General features: G+C 26.1%; 23 protein-coding genes and 1 other annotated feature. Of the genes, 3 read left to right on the forward strand and 20 right to left on the reverse strand.

The annotated features are described in order from the left end of the window. Positions 1 to 78: 78 nt before the first annotated feature. The gene (locus H8891_RS06515; RefSeq protein WP_187005701.1) at positions 79 to 468 is read right to left on the reverse strand and encodes a YbaN family protein; all 390 of its coding nucleotides are present in this window, start codon (positions 466 to 468) and stop codon (positions 79 to 81) included. Positions 469 to 1,002: 534 nt separating this feature from the next. Here H8891_RS06515 and gltS point away from each other — a divergent pair. Beyond that, a complete protein-coding gene (gene gltS, locus H8891_RS06520) occupies positions 1,003 to 2,271 on the forward strand; it encodes a sodium/glutamate symporter (RefSeq protein ID WP_187005702.1) in 1,269 nt (422 codons plus the stop codon). 100 nt (positions 2,272 to 2,371) lie between these two features. On the opposite strand, the gene H8891_RS06525 is transcribed toward gltS, so the two are convergent. The 8 genes from H8891_RS06525 to H8891_RS06560 all read right to left on the reverse strand — a co-directional run bounded on the left by H8891_RS06525 (position 2,372) and on the right by H8891_RS06560 (position 9,307). Next, positions 2,372 to 4,534 carry a sensor histidine kinase gene (locus tag H8891_RS06525; RefSeq protein ID WP_187005703.1) on the reverse strand — a complete coding sequence of 721 codons (2,163 nt, stop codon included), beginning with the start codon at positions 4,532 to 4,534 and terminating at the stop codon, positions 2,372 to 2,374. Further along, positions 4,509 to 5,210, reverse strand: a complete 702-nt coding sequence (locus H8891_RS06530) for a response regulator transcription factor (RefSeq protein ID WP_207723564.1) — start codon at positions 5,208 to 5,210, stop codon at positions 4,509 to 4,511. Before H8891_RS06530 ends, H8891_RS06525 begins: the two co-directional genes overlap by 26 nt. A 314-nt stretch (positions 5,211 to 5,524) precedes the next feature. After that, positions 5,525 to 5,974, reverse strand: a complete 450-nt coding sequence (locus H8891_RS06535) for a hypothetical protein (protein ID WP_187005704.1) — start codon at positions 5,972 to 5,974, stop codon at positions 5,525 to 5,527. Positions 5,975 to 6,013: 39 nt separating this feature from the next. Next, positions 6,014 to 6,340: a MazG-like family protein gene (locus H8891_RS06540; RefSeq protein WP_187005705.1), complete on the reverse strand. Its 327-nt coding sequence runs from the start codon at positions 6,338 to 6,340 to the stop codon at positions 6,014 to 6,016. Positions 6,341 to 6,504: 164 nt separating this feature from the next. Next, positions 6,505 to 6,642, reverse strand: coding sequence for a hypothetical protein (locus H8891_RS06545; RefSeq protein WP_187005706.1), 138 nt, complete (start codon positions 6,640 to 6,642; stop codon positions 6,505 to 6,507). Positions 6,643 to 6,823: 181 nt separating this feature from the next. Further along, entirely contained in the window at positions 6,824 to 7,147 is a 324-nt protein-coding gene (locus H8891_RS06550; RefSeq protein WP_187005707.1) for a DUF2325 domain-containing protein, read from the reverse strand. A gap of 21 nt (positions 7,148 to 7,168) precedes the next feature. After that, positions 7,169 to 9,070: a ferrous iron transport protein B gene (gene feoB, locus H8891_RS06555; RefSeq protein WP_187005708.1), complete on the reverse strand. Its 1,902-nt coding sequence runs from the start codon at positions 9,068 to 9,070 to the stop codon at positions 7,169 to 7,171. 18 nt (positions 9,071 to 9,088) lie between these two features. Then, a complete protein-coding gene (locus H8891_RS06560; protein ID WP_187005709.1) occupies positions 9,089 to 9,307 on the reverse strand; it encodes a FeoA family protein in 219 nt (72 codons plus the stop codon). A 235-nt stretch (positions 9,308 to 9,542) separates the two neighbouring features. On the opposite strand from H8891_RS06560, the gene H8891_RS06565 reads away from it, so the two are divergent. Then, the gene (locus H8891_RS06565; RefSeq protein WP_187005710.1) at positions 9,543 to 9,890 is read left to right on the forward strand and encodes a hypothetical protein; all 348 of its coding nucleotides are present in this window, start codon (positions 9,543 to 9,545) and stop codon (positions 9,888 to 9,890) included. A 51-nt stretch (positions 9,891 to 9,941) separates the two neighbouring features. Here H8891_RS06565 and H8891_RS06570 read toward each other — a convergent pair whose 3' ends face one another. Together H8891_RS06570 and H8891_RS06575 are read right to left on the reverse strand one after the other, a co-directional pair. Beyond that, a complete protein-coding gene (locus H8891_RS06570) occupies positions 9,942 to 11,255 on the reverse strand; it encodes a Na+/H+ antiporter NhaC family protein (protein WP_187005711.1) in 1,314 nt (437 codons plus the stop codon). Between the two features lie 85 nt (positions 11,256 to 11,340). Continuing rightward, positions 11,341 to 11,593: a binding site (T-box leader), on the reverse strand. 121 nt (positions 11,594 to 11,714) lie between these two features. Then, entirely contained in the window at positions 11,715 to 12,428 is a 714-nt protein-coding gene (locus H8891_RS06575) for a M48 family metallopeptidase (protein WP_187005712.1), read from the reverse strand. A gap of 216 nt (positions 12,429 to 12,644) precedes the next feature. Between H8891_RS06575 and H8891_RS06580 the strand changes: the two genes are divergently transcribed. Continuing rightward, positions 12,645 to 13,253, forward strand: coding sequence for a superoxide dismutase (locus H8891_RS06580; RefSeq protein WP_187005713.1), 609 nt, complete (start codon positions 12,645 to 12,647; stop codon positions 13,251 to 13,253). A 72-nt stretch (positions 13,254 to 13,325) separates the two neighbouring features. Here the strand turns inward: H8891_RS06580 and H8891_RS06585 are convergent, their stop codons facing one another. From H8891_RS06585 to H8891_RS06625, 9 genes are all read right to left on the reverse strand, one after another. After that, positions 13,326 to 13,670 (reverse strand): PqqD family peptide modification chaperone, encoded by a 345-nt coding sequence (locus H8891_RS06585; RefSeq protein ID WP_187005714.1) that lies wholly within the window; start codon positions 13,668 to 13,670, stop codon positions 13,326 to 13,328. Then, a complete protein-coding gene (locus H8891_RS06590) occupies positions 13,670 to 15,598 on the reverse strand; it encodes an OPT family oligopeptide transporter (protein ID WP_147543924.1) in 1,929 nt (642 codons plus the stop codon). The genes H8891_RS06585 and H8891_RS06590 overlap by 1 nt, the downstream gene beginning before the upstream one ends. Positions 15,599 to 15,908: 310 nt before the next feature. Next, on the reverse strand, positions 15,909 to 16,376 hold the full coding sequence (locus H8891_RS06595) for a hypothetical protein (protein WP_187005715.1): 468 nt from the start codon (positions 16,374 to 16,376) through the stop codon (positions 15,909 to 15,911). A gap of 173 nt (positions 16,377 to 16,549) precedes the next feature. Continuing rightward, on the reverse strand, positions 16,550 to 17,854 hold the full coding sequence (locus H8891_RS06600) for a Na+/H+ antiporter family protein (protein WP_187005716.1): 1,305 nt from the start codon (positions 17,852 to 17,854) through the stop codon (positions 16,550 to 16,552). A gap of 156 nt (positions 17,855 to 18,010) precedes the next feature. After that, complete coding sequence (locus H8891_RS06605; protein ID WP_021125716.1) at positions 18,011 to 18,211, reverse strand: cold-shock protein; 201 nt, start codon at positions 18,209 to 18,211, stop codon at positions 18,011 to 18,013. Positions 18,212 to 18,427: 216 nt separating this feature from the next. Next, positions 18,428 to 18,703, reverse strand: a complete 276-nt coding sequence (locus H8891_RS06610) for a hypothetical protein (RefSeq protein WP_187005717.1) — start codon at positions 18,701 to 18,703, stop codon at positions 18,428 to 18,430. Between the two features lie 150 nt (positions 18,704 to 18,853). Continuing rightward, positions 18,854 to 20,041, reverse strand: a complete 1,188-nt coding sequence (locus H8891_RS06615; protein WP_243207772.1) for a ComEC/Rec2 family competence protein — start codon at positions 20,039 to 20,041, stop codon at positions 18,854 to 18,856. A gap of 86 nt (positions 20,042 to 20,127) precedes the next feature. After that, positions 20,128 to 20,460 (reverse strand): DUF2752 domain-containing protein, encoded by a 333-nt coding sequence (locus H8891_RS15705; RefSeq protein WP_408637154.1) that lies wholly within the window; start codon positions 20,458 to 20,460, stop codon positions 20,128 to 20,130. Beyond that, on the reverse strand, positions 20,432 to 21,082 hold the full coding sequence (locus tag H8891_RS06625) for a TM2 domain-containing protein (RefSeq protein WP_187005719.1): 651 nt from the start codon (positions 21,080 to 21,082) through the stop codon (positions 20,432 to 20,434). The genes H8891_RS15705 and H8891_RS06625 overlap by 29 nt, the downstream gene beginning before the upstream one ends. Positions 21,083 to 21,093 lie beyond the last annotated feature (11 nt).

Raw genomic sequence — 21,093 nt, forward strand, 5'->3', positions numbered from 1 at the left:
TTTTAATATCCCATTCATGCATATGATTATTATTATCAATTAATATTTACAAATAACCTACCTAATATTACTTAATCTCTACTCATTAACGCTACAAGGCTTTATTGTTTTTATTTTAAATATAAAATAATATAGCTTAATGCAAATTAGTCCTAATAAAAACAATCTCATATGTAAGTTATCTACTAATATAATTGGTATTGCTAACATTATGTTTACAAATAATAATATAATTACCTTTTGTTTCATTGTCATAGCTTTTTCATTTACAAAGCTTTCTAGATGCTTTTTATACATCTTAGTTGATTTAAACCATCTATCAAATTTTTCAGAACCTCTAACAAAACAAAAGGACGCTAATAATAAAAATGGCGTTGTAGGAAGTATTGGTAGTATCACTCCTATTGCTCCTATTGCAAATGATAATAATCCTACTGTTACATATATATACTTTTTAATTTTATTCATTTTTATTTTCTCCTTACTCTCCAAACTGTAATTATCTTATCATAATTAATAATCGTTTTCAATACATTTCGCATAATATTTGATAATGATTATTATTATTTGATTCCTAGATTGAGTCCACTAAATAAAATAGAATCTGAACTTAAGTTTTATAACTTAAATCCTATCCTAATTTAGGCGATTTTAGAAAATAATCTTAACTTTGAGTTTTATATAATCTTCTAATTTTATGAGTATCTATTATTGGTTAAAATATCAAAAATAAGCTAATAATTTATAAACCTACTAATCTTTAATATTAAATTTACAATATAAAAATAATTATATTTACGTAGATTTATTAATTAATATAAAAGACTACGTATCTGTATATATAATCATTTTTTGGTATAAATTAATATAGCTTATATAATAATTAACTAAAAAATTAAATTTATTTAAAAATAAAATTATAACATTTTACTTTTTTATAATTTTATGTTATAATAGTTAGATATCTAATTACACAATTTAACAAAATAAAGGAGTGATTTAATGGAATTTAGTTATGTCAAAGGAATCTTTACCCTTAATTTAAATATTGTCGCTACCATATCACTAGCTTGTTTCTTAATGATACTTGGTAGGTTTATTAGAAAACGTATTTCGATAATAGATAAACTCTGTATACCAGGTCCTGTTATAGGAGGTATACTATTTTCAATTTTAGTATTTTTACTTAAGCAATTTAATATATTAAATATTGTATTAGACACTAGTCTTCAATCTACATTTATGGTCGCCTTTTTCTCAACTGTAGGTATAGATGCAAGTTTCACACTTATAAAAAAAGGCGGAAAGTCAGTATTTACATATTGGATATTTTGTATAATACTTATATTTGCACAAAATATCATCGGATTATTAGGTGCGTTTTTAACAGGAATTGAACCATTACTTGGTCTTATGTGTGGGGCCATATCAATGGGTGGTGGTCATGGTACAAGTGCCACTTTTGGTCCAACACTAGAAGCAATGGGAATTACAGGTGCTAATACAATAGGGCTTGCTGCTGCAACTTTAGGTCTTATATCTGGAGGATTAGTTGGTGCTCCAACTTCTAGATTTTTAATAGAAAAATATAAGTTAAAGCCTAAAGAAGAACCTGTTGTAAATTTTCATGAAGGAATTCCTGATGAGGAAGGTATACATAGTGAGGTTACAGATTCAGATGCATCACTTCCAACTGCATCTAAGTTAGATACATCAGAATTTATAAAGCATTTATTTATAATAAGTACTTGTATGACTATTGGATATATGATTAGTGGATTTTTAACTACACTTACAGGATATGTGCTGCCAGAATATGTTGGTGGTATTATAGTAGCTATGATATTTAGAAATACTAATGATGTATTTAAAGTTGTTAAAGTCGATTACTCATATTTTGAACTTTTAGGTAATGTTAGTTTAAAACTATTTTTAACTATGGCACTTATGAGTATTAAACTTTGGGAATTAGAAACACTTGGACTTCCAATGTTAATTATAGTTTTAATGCAAGTGTTATTTATAGTATTGTTTACTGTATTTGTAATGTTTAAATTATTAGGTAAAGATTATGATTCAGCTGTTATGGTTGGTGGATTTATAGGTCATGAACTTGGCGCTACTCCAAATGCACTTGCGAATTTAAATTCAATATGTAGTAGATATGGATATTCTCAAAGAGCATTTTTCACAATTCCTATAGTGTGCGCTTTCTTAATAGACTTAGTGGCACTCCCTACTATAATAATGTTTATAAATATTTTTTCATAATATAAAAGAAGATATAATATATTATATCTTCTTTTTATTTTACCGTTTAAATCATTTTTTAATTTCATTATTTTAACAAGGTTTAAATTTATTAAATAATTTATTTTTTTAAAACTATAACAACTTTAAATAAATCTCCATCAATGCTAACATCAATGCTTCCACCTTGAAGTTCTACAAAGCTCTTAGCTATAGCAAGCCCAAGTCCACTTCCTTCTGTATTTCTAGCTTTATCCCCTCTTACAAATCTTTCAACTAATTCATTCACATTAAAAGTAATCTCTTCAGCTGTCATATTCTTAAAACTTATTTCAACTTTATTAGTTTTATCTATTATATCAATATATACTCTAGAGTTTGGCATAGCGTATTTAGTTATATTAATTAATAAATTCTCAAATACTCTAAACATACGCTGACTATCTAACTTAAGTATTACTTTTTCATCTGGGAAATTATTTCTTAGTGTTAAATTTGAAGATTTCATTTTATCCTCAACTTCAAGTAAAGTTTGTTTCATAAGAGAAACTATATCTACATCGACAATATTTAAACTTACATTTCCACTGTTAGCTTTACTAACTTCAAATAAATCATCTATTAAAACTCTTAACCTTTCAGATTTTCTATCTAATGTATCTATATACAACTTACGTTTTTCATCACTTAAGTTTTCATCCTTTAATAAATCTACATAGGTTATTATAGATGTTAAAGGAGTTTTTAAATCATGACTAACATTAGATATTAACTCCGTTTTCATTTTTTGACTTTTTACTTCTTCATCTACGGCCTTTTTAAATCCGATTTGAATATTACCTATTTCATTTTTTAATAAATTAAAGGTACCTAAATCTTCTTCTAGATTAGTATTTAAATTTCCATTTGCAATATCCTTGGTTATATTTAATAGCTTTTTATAATCTTTATTTATTATTGAATATTTCTTTTTAATAATCATATATAAACAAATAGTGTATATTGGAAGTAATAATACTAGTCCAAAAAACCATGTAGCGCATATTAAACCTACTACTATTAAATTTATAAGTAATATAGTTATCAGTTTTTTATTATTTTCCCTACCTATTTCAATATTGTAAGCATCTTTTAACTTATTAATTATAGAATTTGATATTTTATAAATTAATGAATTTTCTTTTAAGTATTTCTTAGTATTAGATTTTAAGATATGCTTTAATAAAACTATTGATATAAATACTATAGAAAATAAAACTGACCAATAGGCAACATTTAATAAATAATTTACTATATTTGAAAAATCTTGACTTACTTGTAGCTGTGTAAATTTTATAATTGAATCGTTATTTACAGTTTTAATTATTAATTGATTAGATTCACAATATATATATATATAAGTTAAATATATTACTATTAATAATATTTCTATAGGTATATTAAATATTTTTTTAAATATCTTTATCTCTTTTAATTCTTTATATGGAATTATTATAGCTACTAGTATAACAAATGTTATAGCTATATTTATAAATAAATATGAAGCCTTAGTATAAGAATAATCTTTTGCTCTTTGTTCACTATTAGATATATCATCTATGTACTTAAGATTTTTAGGTATTGCATATACATATTTCATATTTTTTATAGGTTTTAAGTTATAATTACTGTCTACATCATAATCAAATAAGTTATTTTCTGAACCTATACTTAACTGATGCTCTATCTTATTTTTATTAACTCCATATATATCCTCAATCTTCATATTTCCTTTATCGTCAAAATCTAATATCATATAAAAGCTATATTCATTCTTTAATTTTTCTTTTAAACTATTGCTTTTATCCCCATCTAATGAATTTAATGCTAAATTCATATTCTGTTTTACTAACTTATTTTCTTTATCTAATACGCAATATTCTAAGTTTCTTAAATTTGAATTTATATATTCATTATTTTGATCTATATCCTCATCAAAACTATCTCTAGCTACCATTTTATCTTCAGTATAAGTGCTATCTACTCCTGGTTTTAACTCTAACATAAGTTCTGATGGTCTTATTTTATTATTATTTTCATCATATAACTTATAATAAAGACTATATATAGACTTTTCAATACTATCTATCAAATTATAATTTTCTTCATAAACATTATAGGAAAATTTATCACTATCTTTTTTTATATTAGGATATACTAATACCATTCCAATTGAAGCTATAAGTATTGTCATAATTATTATTATACTTATAGCAGTTTTATTGCTTTTCAATTTTGTATCCAACGCCCCACACCACCTTCAAATATTTTGGATTTTTAGGGTTCACTTCTATTTTTTCTCTTATATTTCTTACATGAACCATAATTGTATCTGTGTTTACTGCTCTTTCTTTCCATACCTTTTCATATATTTCATCTGCTGAAAATACCCTTCCTGGATTTTTCATAAGTAAAGTTAATATTTTAAATTCTATAGGAGTTGTTTTTACAAAATTACCATCAACACTTACTTCTTTAGTGTTTATATCTAGTTCTAGTCCTCCTATTGTATACAAATTTTCATCATTTACACTTTTTTGAACAACATTTAAAAATTTTTTATATCTTCTAAGCTGAGAATTAACTCTGGCTAAAAGTTCAAGAGGTCTAAATGGTTTTGTGATATAATCATCAGCCCCTATATTAAGACCTGTTATTTTGTCTATTTCTTCAGATTTTGCTGATAACATTATTACTGGAAAATCATAATTTTCTCTTAATTTCATAGTAAATTCTATACCATCCATTTTAGGCATCATTATATCTACAATACCTAAATGTATAGTTTCTTTTTCTAATATCTCTAGACCTTCTATCCCATTGTTTCCAATAAATACTTTATATCCTTGATTATTTAAATAAGCTTTTATAGCATAAGCTATGTCTTTTTCATCTTCTACAACTAAAATATTAAAATTCATTATCTTTACCCCACTATATTATTTTCTCTAGTATATAATATCATAAGGCATTCATTGTTTTTAACATTTTGTTTTAACCTCCTTTAAAAGATTTTCTATACCTTTATGTTAGTATCAATTTTTTAAGATAAGTTGTATATAAATCTAAAGATTTTCTAAAGATTCTTTATAGAATTTTTTATTAATTAGCAACAAATTTTATATATTAGCTTTACTTATTTTTAATTTCTAATTAAAAATAAGTAAAGCTGTATCATTTTCTTATGATACAGCTTTTATATTTATTTAAAATATAAATCTATAAATATTTCTAATTATTTATCTAGTTCTTTAAAACTTATTCCAACAGTTTTATTTAAATCATATTCATCTACCATATTTCCATCTTGTTTATATGGATGCATGTACCTTACTTCAAACTTAGAATCTCCACATTTATATATTACTTCTGTTACACCAACTTCTTTTTCAAATTTACTTTCAATTTCTTCAATTCCTTTAGGTAAAACACTTTTTACATATTTTAAAGATTCTTCCATAGTAAGTTCTTTAGGATTTGACTCACTACTATAAGATTTTTCTTTTAATTTTTGTTTTAAATCTTTTTTATCATTTTCTTCTTTTTTTATGTTGTTTTCAACATAATTTTCATTTGAGTGTTTTTGATTAGAAACATTTAAATTTTCATTTTTATTTCCATCACTATTACATCCAACCATTAATGCTAATACACTAGTTAATACTATTAAACTTATTAATCTCATATTCTCCATCCCCTTATTACCTTTTTATATCATTTCTAGTTAATCATTTTTACACTCGCATTTTTCTTTCCACTTATTAAGTTTTTTGTTATAAACATTTTTTATACTTTCTATATCTACATTATTATCATAACTTTGGCTTATTATTGAGCTAGCAACTATTATAACATCTAAACATTCTTCAACTATATCTTCTTTTGATTTATTTTTATATCCACATCCACAAGCATTAGAATGACTTAATACTGCTTGTGATGCTTCTCCCACTTCTTCTGCTAATTTCAATGTTCTTTCTACTAATGTCTTTGTATCTATTGAAGTTAATTTTTGTATTTCTTCAAAATTTACTAATGTCTTATTTCCCATCTTTTTACCTCATTTTTACATTTTTATAAATTGAATTTAATATTCTCTTATTATTTTAACATATTTATAAATTTTTCCAAAATCATATAAAAAAATCCATTATATAAATTTATATAATGGATTTTTATTATCTTAAATTATTGATTTATAATCATTTTTAAACATTAAAATAAATTAATAAAGTTATCTCCATATTGAATTAATCCATGGAAACCAGTTTCATCTAATTTTAAACCTAATGCAAATATATGGTAAATTATAATAGCTACTATTATCCCTATAATTAATTTTTTCTTATTCATAAAATTCATCTCCCTAAATTTAAAATATATATTATCTTTATTCTTTATGTACTTAACTTTTTTAAGTTAAATTTTAGACATAGTTTAATTTTATATTAATAGTTAGAAAATTAATAGTAATTTTTCTAATCTTTAACTTTATTGTAAACAATTTTAAAATAAAAAAGCTAGTCAAAATTGACTAGCTCCTACATTTTAGCTTACATTCACTACAATTTCCTAGACATCTATCGATATCTTTTATACAAGTACTAAATGCTACCTTACTACTATTTTTAACCTTTATAACAGGTATTTTTTTCTTTCTTGCATCTCTTATCGCCATCTCTGCCATGCTATGAGATATTGTTGACATAAATAATACTATAGCATCAGGGGTTCCAATTCTTTTTTTAAGTCCTGAAGGCATCTTCGTATATATTTTAGTATTATATCCCTTTTCATTTAGCATCTTTTTATAATCTTTCTCCATACATTCGTGACCACCTAAAATCAATACGCACATAAAATCACCATCTTTACTTAATTATATAACTGTTTCTAATTTTGCTTTTAAATTTAATTCTTTATTTAAATTTAATTTTTGTAATTTCTTATAAATAACAAAACATATACCTAATATAACTATAGTTCCTACAATTAAGTTAATAATATTTGAAATATTAAACCCTATAGTTATTAAACTTCCTATTTGATATACATAAAAAGCTCCAACCCATGCAATAAAGAATTGATAAGAAAATGATATTAAAGTCATCTTAGTTCCATACTCTTTTTGCATAGTTGCAAGTGCTGCTATACATGGAGTATATAATGAACTAAATATTAAAAATCCGTATGCACTTACTGAAGTAAACAATGTTGGCAATACCGTATTTAAATCGCCATATAAAATTTCCATAGTAGCTACTACTATTTCTTTAGCCGAAAGTCCTGTTAATATAGCTACACCCGCTCTCCAATCACCAAATCCAAGTGGTTTAAACAAAGGTGATACCAAGTTTCCAAGGTGTGCTAAGAAGCTTTCATTTATTTCAGCTGTAAATCCACTAAAGTTAAATGAAGATAATCCCCATATCACTATAGACATAGCAAACATTATAGTACAAACTCTAACTAAGAAACCTTTAGATTTATTCCAAGTATTTTTAAGCAATTGAGAAACTTTTGGCATTGAATATTTAGGAAGTTCTAGTATAAATGGTGCTGAAGTATAACTATTTTGACTTCTAGTTATAAATAATGCAACTCCTATTGCAACCACTATACCTACTAAATATAGTGAAGTCGTAACTATTGCTTCATTTTTTGGAAAGAATATTGATGCAAATATTGCATATATAGGTAACTTAGCTCCACAAGTCATAAGTGGTGCTATAAGTGCAGTTATTTTTCTATCTTGTTCACTATCTAATGTCCTAGTTGCCATTATAGCTGGTGAAGAACAGCCTATTCCCATAACCATAGGTATAAATGTTTTTCCCGATAATCCAACCTTAACCATTACTTTATCCATTAAAAAAGCTATCCTAGACATATATCCACTATCTTCAAGTAAAGTTATTCCTAAAAATAATACAAATATTAGTGGGAAAAACGGTAATGCTCCTCCAAGACCTCCTATTATTCCATCTACTATTAAAGAATAAAACCATTCACTTGAATTTACCATCATTTCACTTACTGGTGTTTGTATGTATGTTTCTATTGCTCCTGCAAAAAACTCTTGTAATGGTCCTCCTACCCAATCAAAAGTAAATTTAAATAGTATGTATAAAAGTCCTATAAATATTGGATATGCAAATATTGGATTTAAAACAACATTATCTATCTTATCACTTAAAGTTTTTTTATTTTCTTTTTTAGTATTTAGACATTTACTTAAAGTTTTTTCTAATTCGTTATATACCTTTATTTCTTCTTCTGGGTAGTTTTTATATATAACTAGTGATTTAGAAGCTTCTATGATATCTTGTTTAATTATAGTGCTATCTACTTTTTTCTTAGCTACCATACAAACTACCTTTACTCCTAGCTCTTTTTCTAATTTTTTAACATCTATATCTATTCCCTTACTTTTTGCCATATCTATCATATTTAAAACTAATATTATAGGCTTATTGTATTTCATCAGTTGAGTAGTTAAATATAAGTTTCTAGATAAATTAGATGCATCTACTATGTTTACTATTACATCTACATCTTCATTCTCTAAATAGTTTTTAGAAATTTTTTCTTCATTTGAATATGTATCCATTGCATATATCCCTGGCAAATCAACAATATTTATATCATTTCCTAACTTACCTTCACGTTTTTCTATTGTTACTCCTGGCCAATTTCCAACTCTTTGTTTAAGGCCTGTAAGTGCATTAAATATTGTAGTTTTACCTACATTTGGATTACCTAGTAAAGCTACCTTAATCATAATTATCCCCCTAATTAATTACTTTATTTTTATATATTTAGCTTCTTTTTTTCTTAATGCTATATCAAATCCCCTAAAATTAATTATTATCGGATCCCCCAAAGGTGCTATTTTTTTTAATGTTATATAAGTTCCTTTTGTACATCCCAATGCCAATAATCTTTTAGTAAAATCATTTTCCCCATCTATATAATCTACTACACCACTACCACCTACATTTAATTCATAAATACTCATTCATTTCCTCCCTTATTTACAGTAAATATTATATATATTTATTTCAATTGATATTAATTATCACTATATTGTATATGGTAGCATTTTTGAAATTGATTATCAATAACTTTTAATATATTTTTTCAAAAATAATTCTAAGATTTGTATCCTCAAAATTTTAGCTTTAACTTCATAATTTATAATTTAATGTTATAATATTGGTATTATTTTATAGTGTTTTAGAAAGGATATTTATATGGATAAAGTAAATAACAAAGCTATGTTGAGTAAAGCTCTTGATAATCAAGAAAAGACAATTATTATTGATGATAAAAAAATAATCAAAGGCCTTAAAGTTCTTGATAATGTAGTTATAAAAAATAGTGATAGAAATAGATGTAAATACTCTCTTAAAAGTAAAAGTTATGATTCTGCATTTTTAGGATTTATAGGTTTTGCTCCTATGATTTCTGATATGGGTAATATTACTTTTATGGAAGCTATGGGTGTAATTTCTAGTGTTGGGCTACATGAAACTTTAGTTATATTTTCGGATTATAATATTAAACTTAAAAATGATGAAATTATATTAACTAAAATCTAATTAACAAAAAAGAACTGTTAAACTTATATAAAATTTAACAGTTCTTTTTTGTTATATAGTTTCTTCTAATTTAGATTTTCTAAGTACTACTTGTGAAAAGGCAATAGATGCTATACCACATAAAAACATTAATCCTGGATAATAAAGATATCCTAATATCTCAACTGGAGATATACCAGCTATACCTGCTGCTGTTAAAAGTTGAGCTCCATAAGGGATAACCCCTTGCCAGCAAGATGAAAATATATCTAATATACTAGCAGTTTTTCTTGGTTCTATATCATATTTATCAGCAATATCTTTAGCTAAAGGTCCTGCTGTCACTATTGCTATAGTATTATTAGCCGTACATAAATCTATTATACTAACTAATGCTGCAATCCCAAACTCCGCACCTTTTTTACTTTTTATTTTACTAGTTATAAAATAAAGTATATAATCTATACCACCATTAAATTTAATAAGCGCTACAACTCCACCAACTACTAAAACTAAAAGACTTAATTCATACATTCCAGCCATTCCCTCAGATACTGCACCTATAAGTCCTAGTAAATCAAAAGATTTTGAAAAAAGTCCTATAATTCCTGCAAATAAAATTCCACCTCCAAGTAAAGCAAATACATTTACTCCAAGTAAAGCACCTGTTAAAACTAATATATATGGTAATACTTTTATTATTTCATATTCATAAGTTTGGCTCCCTGCACTTTTATAACCTAATGTTACTAGAGTCAATAATATAGCTGTAGCTATAGCTGCTGGTAAAACTATTAAAAAGTTTACTTTAAACTTATCTTTTAATTCACAACCTTGTGTTCTTACTGCCGCTATAGTTGTATCTGATATCATAGATAAGTTATCTCCAAACATCGCTCCACCTACAACTGCTCCTATTACTAAAGGAACTGGTATGCCAGTTTTTTGTGCAATTCCAAGTGCAATAGGCGAAAGTGCTGCAATTGTTCCAACTGAAGTTCCCATAGATATAGATATAAAGCATCCTATTATAAACAGTCCTGCTACTAAAAGGTTAGATGGTAGTATAGATAAACTTAAGTTTACTGTTGAATCTACTCCACCCATTGCTTTAGCTACACTTGAAAATGCACCTGCAAGTAAAAATATTATTACCATTAAGATAATGTTATTATCTCCTGCTCCTTTGCAAAATACATTCATTTTAGTTTCTAAGCTTTCTTTTTTATTAAATAGTAAAGCTACTCCCCCTGCTACTAAAAATGCTACTAAAGCTGGCATTTTATAAAAATCTCCAGTTATAATCCCACTACCTACAAACAATATTAAAAATATTCCTAGTGGTAATAATGCTAATGGATTTCCTTTTTTAATTTCTTTTTTCATACTATTAATCTTCCCTTCTTTATATTTTTTTACTTGCTAACCTTAATTTTGGGTATTAAAAAACTCCCACCCCTAAGAAATTAATCTTAGGAACGAGAGTTGACTTCGTGTTACCATCCTAATTTATTTGTATCTCACAATACAAACCTCATCAAGTACGCCAAAATTTTGGTTATACTCTATCACTGTAACGGGTGAACCCGTTGTAGCCTAAATCTAAAAGATCTCGGTACACAGCTCCAAGGCCATTTTCACTTTAATATCCTTTGCTTTTTCTCACCAATAAAAGCTCTCTGTAAAAGTATTCTTAAAGTTACTTTCCTTTTCATAGCATTTAATTTAACTTTTTATTTGTTTATATTTTTAATGATATACACTTAAATTTAGTTTGTCAATTACTTTTTTAATTTTCTAAATTTTTTCATTTCAACTTTTATATAATTATTTTCCACTTATTCTTTAAATATTCATTTTTATGCCATTATCTTTTAGCCATTTAATTTTCTGTTTATAATCTGGTATAACTTGTCCTACTGCATTATAAAAATCTTTAGAGTGATTTCTATGTTCCATATGACACATTTCATGAACCACTATATAATCAATTATTTTAATAGGTGCCATAGAACATCTTAAATTAAATAATATTTCATTTTTATAAGTACAACTAGCCCATCTTGTTTTTTGATCTTTAATCTTAATAGAAGTTACACTATCTTTAAAATATTTTTTATAATAATCAATTCTTTTTTTTACTATATCTAAAGTTTCATCAGCATACCATCTTTTTAAACTTTGTTGAATATATTCTTTATTGTCAATATTAGTTCTAACTACTAGTTTTTCATTTTCTAAATTTACTTTAGGTCTTATTAAGTTTTTATCAATTATAACTTGAAGTTTATACTCTTTGCCTAGATACAAAAATACATCTCCATTTTCATAATTTCTTATAATCTTTTTATCATTTTTATCTTCAAGTTCATCTAATTTTTTGACTATCCAGTCAGCTTTATCTTTTACTCTATCTATTATAAAGTTCTTGTCCACTCCATTTGGAGCTAATACATTAATAACACCGTCTGGTTTAATTTCTAAACTCATAGTCTTTCTTTTTCTATATATTATATTAAAGCTTATTTCTCTATCTTTATGAATAAATGTTATTTTCATAAAATATCTCCTTATGACTTTATAAAACTTATTTGTTAATATGCTTTCTAATATCATTATATATAAATAATGATAAAAAGTAAAAATGGTTAAGTTTATGATATTTACTATTTACTTTTATACCTTAACAAGCTTTTAAAAAATTTTAATTTAATTGGTTTATATTGTATATTTAATGGGAATATATATGGTATTACTAAGAAAGAGGTGTTTAAAATGTATGATAAAATAATATTACCATATGAATTTGATGAATTAGAACCACATATAGATGCTAAAACTATAGAAACTCACTATAGTAAACATCTTCAAACTTACGTAAATAATTTAAATAATCTTTTAAAAGGTTATGAAAAATTTACGCTAGGAAAAACTTTAGAAGAATTACTTAAAAATGCATCTGAGTTACCAGAAGAAATAAGACAAGGTGTTATAAATCAGGGTGGCGGAGTTTATAATCATAACTTATATTTCTCTATTTTATCTCCAAGAGCATTTACAATGCCAGGTGGAAATTTATTAGAAAAAATAAACCAAACTTTTGGAAGTGTTGAAAGTTTAAAAGATGAATTAAATAAAAAAGCTATAGGTCTATTTGGATCAGGGTATGCATCTTTAGTTATGGATAAAGATAAAAACTTATTTATTAAAGCAACATCAAACCAAGATACTACTCTTCAAGATGGGTTAATTCCTATACTTACAATTGATGTTTGGGAACATGCTTATTATTTAAAATATCAAAATCTTAGAGCTGAATATGTAAAAAACATGTGGAAAATTATAGATTGGAACAAAGTATACGAATTATACAATAGACATTAGAATATATAAAAAGAGGATATCTTAAAACTTATTGTTTTTATAACAATGTATTTTAAGATATCCTTTTTATTTTTAATTTATTTTTTCAATGTAATGACAATTAACATCTATATGATTTAAAAAAAGAAGTAACCTTTCATAAAGTGGATGAGCTTCTTTTTTATATTTTAGTTCTAAATTTTCACCAATTTCTTTAACAGTCTTTTTACCATCAATTTGTAAAAATACAAAACTACCATATTTATCAAGCTCAGTCTTTTTATACATAGGAATTTTAAATTTTAATTTTCTAAAAAATCTTTGTATTTTATGATCTTGTTTTTCAAGTATTGTAACAATTTCCTCTTCATTTACTTCATATTCGATTTTGTCACTTTTTTTAAATATTATATTTAAAACATCTTCATTATTTTTCATTATTCTTTATTCTTTACCTTAGATGTAACAATTGGCCATGTAGTAAGACCAACTAACACTATTAATAGAATTGTTGCCATCATATTTCCAGCAGCAAATCCACTAGGTCCAGCTCCTTTTATAACACCTGATACTTGTAATATTATACCTACTAATCCTATTATAGAACCACCTGCAACAAGTCCAGATGATAAACTTATACCATTAGAAACTTTAACTTCTTTTTCTTTTTCACTCTTAGAAGTTTTTTCAACAAATACACGGATTAATGCTCCTACTAATATTATAGAAGTTGTTGCAATTGGTAAATAAAATCCTATAGCAACAGTCATTATAGGTAAGTCTAGGAAATATAAAACTATTGCCATAAATACTCCAACGATTACCATAACCCAAGGTAATTGACCAGACATTATACCTGAAGTAAGTGTTGATATTAAGTTTGCTTGAGGTAGTGCAAATGGAGGATTATCTCCTGCAACTGCAAGTTGATCTGAAAGTAATATTGTTGTACCTACAACAACTATTACACCTACTATACCAGCTATTGCAAAATATTTTTGCATTTCATTTTTACTACCACCTATTATGTAAGTTACTTTTTGAGATTGAGTATATCCACCAGCTATAGATATAGAAACAACTATGAATGTACCAAATAATAATAATGATTTGTTATCTGCTAAATCAGTCCATCCCATTATAACAAATACTAATGTTGCTATAACTAAAGATGCTATTGTCATACCAGATACTGGAAGATTTGATGTACCTATTGTACCTGTTAAACGTCCAGCAACTATAACAAATAATGCTGCTAATAAAAGAGATACTATAACTCCCACTATTGCCATCACTATACTTCCTGAAATGAAGAATGCTGCTACAAATGCAATTACAGCTCCACTTAATAAAATTATATTTTGAAGAGTTGAGTTTGCATCAGCATCTCCTGATGTTGATGATTTAGCTTTTAATGTTTCTTTTACAGAAGCTATTATAGTTGGTATAAGTTTAACTGCACCTATTATACCTCCACAAAGCATCATACCAGCTCCTATGTATTTTACATAGTTACCAGCTATAGCATTTACATCCATTTGGTTAATAGCCATTGTTGGGTCATTCCATACTTTAGCTCCTTCTCCTGCCATATCAGTAAAGTATCCTATTAAAGGCATAATACCAAAATGTGATAATAAAGAACCTGCAAACATTGTTAATGCTACTTCAAGTCCTACTATAAATCCAATTCCTAAAAGAAGTGGATTAACTTCAACTTCAAATTTAAATTTATAAAACTTGTTTCCAATAAAACTTATAACGTTATTGGCTACGTTTAAGAATGAACCTGTTAATACAGTAATTAGTCCACTTATACCAAATCCCATACCCATATATTTCATTGAATCTCCGCCACCATCTGAAGCAACAAGTGTTTCAGAAATTGCCATTGATTCTGGGTACATAAGTTTACCATGTTCTTCAATAATTAAATAGTTATGAACAAGGGATGCAACTCCAATACCAAATAAAACTCCACCTATTCCAACTATGAATCCTTCTAAAAATGAAACTTGGCTACCAATTAATAAGATAGCAGGTAGTACGAAAATCATACCACTGGCAACTGATTCTCCACCACTGGCCATACCTTGTACTATATTTTTCCCTAGAATACCTTTTCCGCTAGCGAAGGCTGCGATGAATGCTGAACCGATTATAGAACCAGGAATCCCTGCAGCAACTGTAAGACCAGCTTTCATTCCTGAATATGCTGTAGATGCTGAGAAAATAACTGCTAAGATAATCCCAATGATTAATACAGCTATATTTGCACCCGTTCTAGATTTGTCTGTTATGTAAGGAACGTAATCTTTTCCTGATACTCCTCCATAAGCTCCTTTAGGTAATTTTTTACCACTCATTAGAGTTCACCCTCCTTTTGTTTGATTGATTTCATTATATCACATTATTTAGAAAACTTACTTTTTCAGAAAATTTAATTATATTTTAATTTTTTTTGAATTTTTTAAAATAAATCAAATTAATTAAGATAAAATGTAATATTTTATCTTAATTAATTATTTTATATACATTTTCTCTTTATATTTATTGTATAGACTTTAATTACTCTTATTTTTTAAGTTATATTAACAATTACTACAAAATTTTATAACGCATATATAAAATAAAAAAACTAGTTTATATAAACTAGTTTTTTTATTTATAATACAATCAAGCTATAAATCCTGTAAATAATACAATCATAATAAAAAAAATCATATATTTAGCACAACTTTTATTTCTTTCGTTTATGATATCATAAACATATTTTTCTATAGTTTCTTCCAAATCTATAGGTACTTTTAATTCCTTATTTAAAATTAAATTATGATAATTACTTTTTACAGCTTTATATACATCTTCTACGTTTTCAATATCCACATCATTAAACATATTTAATTTTTCTAAAAGTGATTTTCTCTCTTCTTTAGTTAAATTAATAACTAAAGAATATATAGTTTTGTCCCTTATAAAACTTTCTTTTTTTATACACTTTTTCAATTCAGTCCTGTTTTTATATACTTGAATTACTAATTCTTTTAACACATCATCTTCTTTGTCCCTTTTTAAATTGTATATAACCTCGTATATTTCTTTAATATATTTCCTTAATGCTTTTAATACTTCTATTGTCTTCATAATTCTCCCCATATTTTTAACTAAAATAAATATTTGATATGAATAAAAAGATTAGATACACTGTTTGCTATATCGGCATTTATAAAAATCTCTTTAGTGTATAATAAATAAAAGCTTATCTAAAATAATAGTTACTTTCAATTAATTATTTTAGATAAGCTTTTTAATATATTTTATAATATCATTGCACCTATTACTCCAAATATTAACAACGGTATATTATAATGTATAAATGTTGGAACACAAGTATCCCAAATATGATCATGTTGTTTATCAGCATTAAGCCCTGCTGTTGGTCCTAGTGTACTATCAGATGCTGGAGAGCCTGCATCTCCGAGTGCTCCTGCAACTCCTATCAAAAGTATTATTGCTTTTACACTAAATCCTAAACTAACCCCTAATGGACAGTATATAGCAGCTATTATAGGTAATGTTCCAAAAGAACTTCCTATGCCCATAGTAACTAAAAGTCCAACTAAAAGCATTAATAAAGCCCCTATAAGTTTACTATTCCCAACTAAACCTGAAACAGATGCTACTAAACTTTCAACAGCTCCAGTTTCTCTTAATACACTACCATAACCTGCAGCTACGAGCATGATAAATCCTATAAGACCCATCATCTTTACCCCACCATCAACTAATTCATCTATTTCATCAAATTTGATAGCTCCACTTACAAATAACACTATTATCGCACAAAGACCTCCAAGAGGTAATGATCCTGTTAAAATTTGTACAATAAATGCAGTTACAGCTCCTAAAAGTGCAAACCAATGCTTGCTAGTCATTTTTTCTTCTATTTCATTTTCTTCAATCTCTTCTATAGTTTTATCTTTATAATCTCTTGGCTTTCTATAAGTTATAAATACAGCTACTAATAAACCTAAAATCATTCCTATTGCAGCTATCCACATTACACTAGTCACCATGCCTGTAGTTATTTCCATTCCATTAGCTATCATTTGATCTCTTATAATATTTTGAAATATTAATCCAAATCCAACCGGAATTGCAATATATGGAGTTTTTAATCCGAAGGTTAATGCACAAGCTACACCTCTTCTATCTATTTTTAATTTATTCATAAGACCTAACAGTGATGGAATTAATATCGGTATAAATGCTATGTGTACTGGAATAAGATTTTGTGAAAAGCATGACATGAACGCTATTAATAAGATAAGTGTTAATTTTTTGCCCTTAACTATTTTAGATATTTTTTTCGCTAAAATTGATGCAAGCCCTGTTTTGCTAACTGCTGCAGCTAAAGCTCCAAGTAATATATAACTTAATGCTGTTTCGGCATTTCCCCCCATTCCCCCAACTAAAATGCTCATAGTATCTCCTATTGGCATACCTGAACAAACTCCTGCAACTATTGCTGATACAAGTATTGATAAAAATACATTGAATTTAAATAAACAAAGAACTATCATTACAGCAATAGAAATCACTACTGGATTAAATAAAACCATATATAATCCCCCCTTTAAAATTTTAAAAACTTTATATTCATTATATTCTGAAAATTAATATATTATTATAATAATATATTAATTAAAAATAAAAAATAATTATTATAGAAATTAAAAAAGACCCCTAATCGGGATCTTATTAAAGACAATTTATAATTATAATATAGTTATGTTTTCTGCTTGAGGACCTCTAGCACCTTCAACTATATTAAAGCTTACTTTTTGACCTTCTTCTAAAGTTTTGAATCCATCTTTTTGTATAGCTGAGAAGTGAGCGAATACATCATCTCCACCTTCTACTGATATGAATCCAAATCCTTTTTCACTATTAAACCATTTTACTATTCCATTAGTCATTGAAATGTTCTCCTAAATACCTACATGAAACTTTTGCTTCATTTATTTAATATCAGTAATCTTTTTAACTACTGTAATACTTATTATAACACTTATTTCAAATATGTATACGTTTTTTAGAAATATTTTTATGTTTTTATTTTTTTGCATTTAACTCTCAGTAAATTAAACATAATAAAAAGCTAGTAAAAATTACTAGCTTTTTATTATGTTTAATTAGTCTCTACTATTTAATAATTTTATACTTACACTATCAGATATACATTGATCTTCAGCTATATTATCAAAAAAATCTTGTATATCTTCATATTCTGTGTCTTCATCTATACTTAATCTATATTCACTATCATCTTCAAATCCAAATACTATATTATCTGTATCTTCACAGTACCATAAAAGGTCTTCTGTTATTTGACAAAGTCCCATAAAATCAACTTCTTTAGACTCTCCCTGCTCTATAAATTCAAATCTTAAATCTGCTATATCTATCATTTTTGCCTCCTGATGCTAAAACCTTGTGTCTAAATTCTATAATTTAAATTTTTGCTAATTTATTTACAGTATTATAATATAACAGGAATCTACAAATTGTTCAATCAAAATATTAGTTATAATATATTTTTCAATTATTTGTTTTTTGTTTTAATGACATCTATCGCAAGGATCACTTTTACCTGATTCAGATTGTGTTCCAGAAAGTATAGTTTTACTTTTACTTAATGCAGAACATTGTTTAGTTGTATGATATGACTTTCCGTTTGGTGTCCAATAAACAATTTTTCCTTTATTTTTTACAGGTTCTTGTTCTAACTTTTGTGATGTTTTTGGCTTTGTAGCTGATATATTATTTTTAGAGTGTTTACTATAGTTCTTATCACTTGAATTATCATTAGAAGTAACTATATATCCTTTTTCACTACCACTTTTATAACTTCCTTTTTTACAATCTACTTTTAAGCCATTTCCAGTAGATATAAATATTATATTTCCACACTCATCACTTCTATGTACTTCGATATTTCTACTTTTTAAAGTCTCCATAGTTTCTTTATGGGGATGTCCATATTTATTGTTTTCACCAGCTGTTATAACAGCATATTCTGGATTTACTTTATTTATAAATGAAGGAGTTGAACTACTATGAGATCCATGATGACCTACTTTTAACAAATCAACATCTTCTACATTTATCTTAGATTCTATTTCAGACTCTGCATCCCCCATTAAAAGTACTTTATCATTTCCATTTGTATATTCAAGTACTATTGAATTATTATTAGGATCATCACTATTTGCTACAGATAAAACTTTAAATTTTGATGTTCCTAATTTAAATTCACTATTTAATAACGGCACACTAGGATGTAATCCTTTATTTGCCATAGCATTTATAAAATCTGAATATGTTTTTGAATTTGCACTTCCATTACTCACATATACATTTTTTACAGGTATTTCTTTTACTACTGCATCAAGTCCACCTATATGATCTGCATGTGGATGTGTTGCAAATACATATTCTAATTCTTTAACACCATTATTTTTAAGATAATTTACAACTCTTTGTTCATCATCATTATCTCCACCATCTATTAGTGCTGCTTGATTTCCTTGTTTTATAAGTATAGCATCACTATTTCCAGTATTTATAAAGTGAAGTTGTGCTTCTTGATTTTCTGTATTTAATAAGTTTTCATTATTATAAGCTTTTACATTAGTTTTATTTTTAACTTCAGTAATTTTATCTTTTGAACAACCTGATATTGATATAATCACAAATATAATTATCATCGGCGTTATAACTTTACGAAATTTTTTTAAAATGACCATTATCTTCCTCCTAATATGTTTTTAGCCGTATATTATTGTAACATATTGTATATAAATAGCAATAAAAGAAGTATGCAGAAAATTTTCTACATACTTCTTTTATTAATCAATTTTTTATTTAATTTTTTTAACTCATACCTTAATATATTAAACATATCCTTAATAATTAAACATATAGGGATAATCATAAAAACTATCATAAAATTATAATCTATAGCTTTTAATATTTTAAATCTAGATAAATTAAAAAATGACCTAGTCATTCCACAACCAAAACATTTTTTCTCAAGTAAATTATACCACAGGCAAAAACTTCTGCTTTCGATAAAACTAATAGGTATAGAATATATAGTTATAATTCCTGTTATATATACACACAACCTAATTCTTTTACCACTGAAGAGCTTCGCCATTTTCATCTGTTATCTTATCTAATATTATTAATATAAAGTCTACAATCACCCATATACAACTAATTATAGTAGTTATTCCACAAGTAACTATTCCAGATAAAGTAAGTGCTAGTATAATAAATCCTTGAGAATTATCACCTACATAAAATCTATGAACTCCCATTGTTCCAAATATCAAACATAGTACTATAGCTAATAATTTACTCTTACTACCTACAGAACCAACTTTAGAATTTGATTTATTTATACTATTTATAACTGAAAACTTGTTATTTAAATTAACTCCACAATTAACACATACATCTGCATTTTTATCAGTTTCTTTTCCGCATTCTGGACAATAAGAATTTCCATTTCCTCTTTTAACCCCACATTTAGTACAAACAGATGCTTGTGAACTCATTTCATTAGAACAATTTTTGCAATATATATTTTTATTATTATTTGTATTCTTTGGTATATATGGCTTATTTAATTCATTTCCACAATTTATACAAAATTTTGAATCTTTATTAGTTTCATTCCCACAAAACTTACAAAAGCTATTGCCATTTCCTACTTTTACTCCGCAATTAGTACAAACATTAGCATTTTCATTTAACTTACTTCCACAATTTTTACAATACAAAAACTCTCCCC

Source organism: Paeniclostridium hominis, from assembly GCF_014306135.1.
Taxonomy (GTDB): domain Bacteria; phylum Bacillota; class Clostridia; order Peptostreptococcales; family Peptostreptococcaceae; genus Paraclostridium; species Paraclostridium hominis.

What these genes read in the sequence shown, in the direction of transcription:
- H8891_RS06515 (WP_187005701.1), bottom strand. Translation starts at nt 468, where the DNA reads ATGAATAAAATTAAAAAGTATATATATGTAACAGTAGGATTATTATCA.
- gltS (WP_187005702.1), top strand. Translation starts at nt 1,003, where the DNA reads ATGGAATTTAGTTATGTCAAAGGAATCTTTACCCTTAATTTAAATATT.
- H8891_RS06530 (WP_207723564.1), bottom strand. Translation starts at nt 5,210, where the DNA reads ATGAATTTTAATATTTTAGTTGTAGAAGATGAAAAAGACATAGCTTAT.
- H8891_RS06535 (WP_187005704.1), bottom strand. Translation starts at nt 5,974, where the DNA reads ATGAGATTAATAAGTTTAATAGTATTAACTAGTGTATTAGCATTAATG.
- H8891_RS06540 (WP_187005705.1), bottom strand. Translation starts at nt 6,340, where the DNA reads ATGGGAAATAAGACATTAGTAAATTTTGAAGAAATACAAAAATTAACT.
- H8891_RS06545 (WP_187005706.1), bottom strand. Translation starts at nt 6,642, where the DNA reads ATGAATAAGAAAAAATTAATTATAGGGATAATAGTAGCTATTATAATT.
- H8891_RS06550 (WP_187005707.1), bottom strand. Translation starts at nt 7,147, where the DNA reads ATGTGCGTATTGATTTTAGGTGGTCACGAATGTATGGAGAAAGATTAT.
- feoB (WP_187005708.1), bottom strand. Translation starts at nt 9,070, where the DNA reads ATGATTAAGGTAGCTTTACTAGGTAATCCAAATGTAGGTAAAACTACA.
- H8891_RS06560 (WP_187005709.1), bottom strand. Translation starts at nt 9,307, where the DNA reads ATGAGTATTTATGAATTAAATGTAGGTGGTAGTGGTGTAGTAGATTAT.
- H8891_RS06565 (WP_187005710.1), top strand. Translation starts at nt 9,543, where the DNA reads ATGGATAAAGTAAATAACAAAGCTATGTTGAGTAAAGCTCTTGATAAT.
- H8891_RS06570 (WP_187005711.1), bottom strand. Translation starts at nt 11,255, where the DNA reads ATGAAAAAAGAAATTAAAAAAGGAAATCCATTAGCATTATTACCACTA.
- H8891_RS06575 (WP_187005712.1), bottom strand. Translation starts at nt 12,428, where the DNA reads ATGAAAATAACATTTATTCATAAAGATAGAGAAATAAGCTTTAATATA.
- H8891_RS06580 (WP_187005713.1), top strand. Translation starts at nt 12,645, where the DNA reads ATGTATGATAAAATAATATTACCATATGAATTTGATGAATTAGAACCA.
- H8891_RS06585 (WP_187005714.1), bottom strand. Translation starts at nt 13,670, where the DNA reads ATGAAAAATAATGAAGATGTTTTAAATATAATATTTAAAAAAAGTGAC.
- H8891_RS06590 (WP_147543924.1), bottom strand. Translation starts at nt 15,598, where the DNA reads ATGAGTGGTAAAAAATTACCTAAAGGAGCTTATGGAGGAGTATCAGGA.
- H8891_RS06595 (WP_187005715.1), bottom strand. Translation starts at nt 16,376, where the DNA reads ATGAAGACAATAGAAGTATTAAAAGCATTAAGGAAATATATTAAAGAA.
- H8891_RS06600 (WP_187005716.1), bottom strand. Translation starts at nt 17,854, where the DNA reads ATGGTTTTATTTAATCCAGTAGTGATTTCTATTGCTGTAATGATAGTT.
- H8891_RS06605 (WP_021125716.1), bottom strand. Translation starts at nt 18,211, where the DNA reads ATGACTAATGGAATAGTAAAATGGTTTAATAGTGAAAAAGGATTTGGA.
- H8891_RS06610 (WP_187005717.1), bottom strand. Translation starts at nt 18,703, where the DNA reads ATGATAGATATAGCAGATTTAAGATTTGAATTTATAGAGCAGGGAGAG.
- H8891_RS06615 (WP_243207772.1), bottom strand. Translation starts at nt 20,041, where the DNA reads ATGGTCATTTTAAAAAAATTTCGTAAAGTTATAACGCCGATGATAATT.
- H8891_RS15705 (WP_408637154.1), bottom strand. Translation starts at nt 20,460, where the DNA reads ATGAAAATGGCGAAGCTCTTCAGTGGTAAAAGAATTAGGTTGTGTGTA.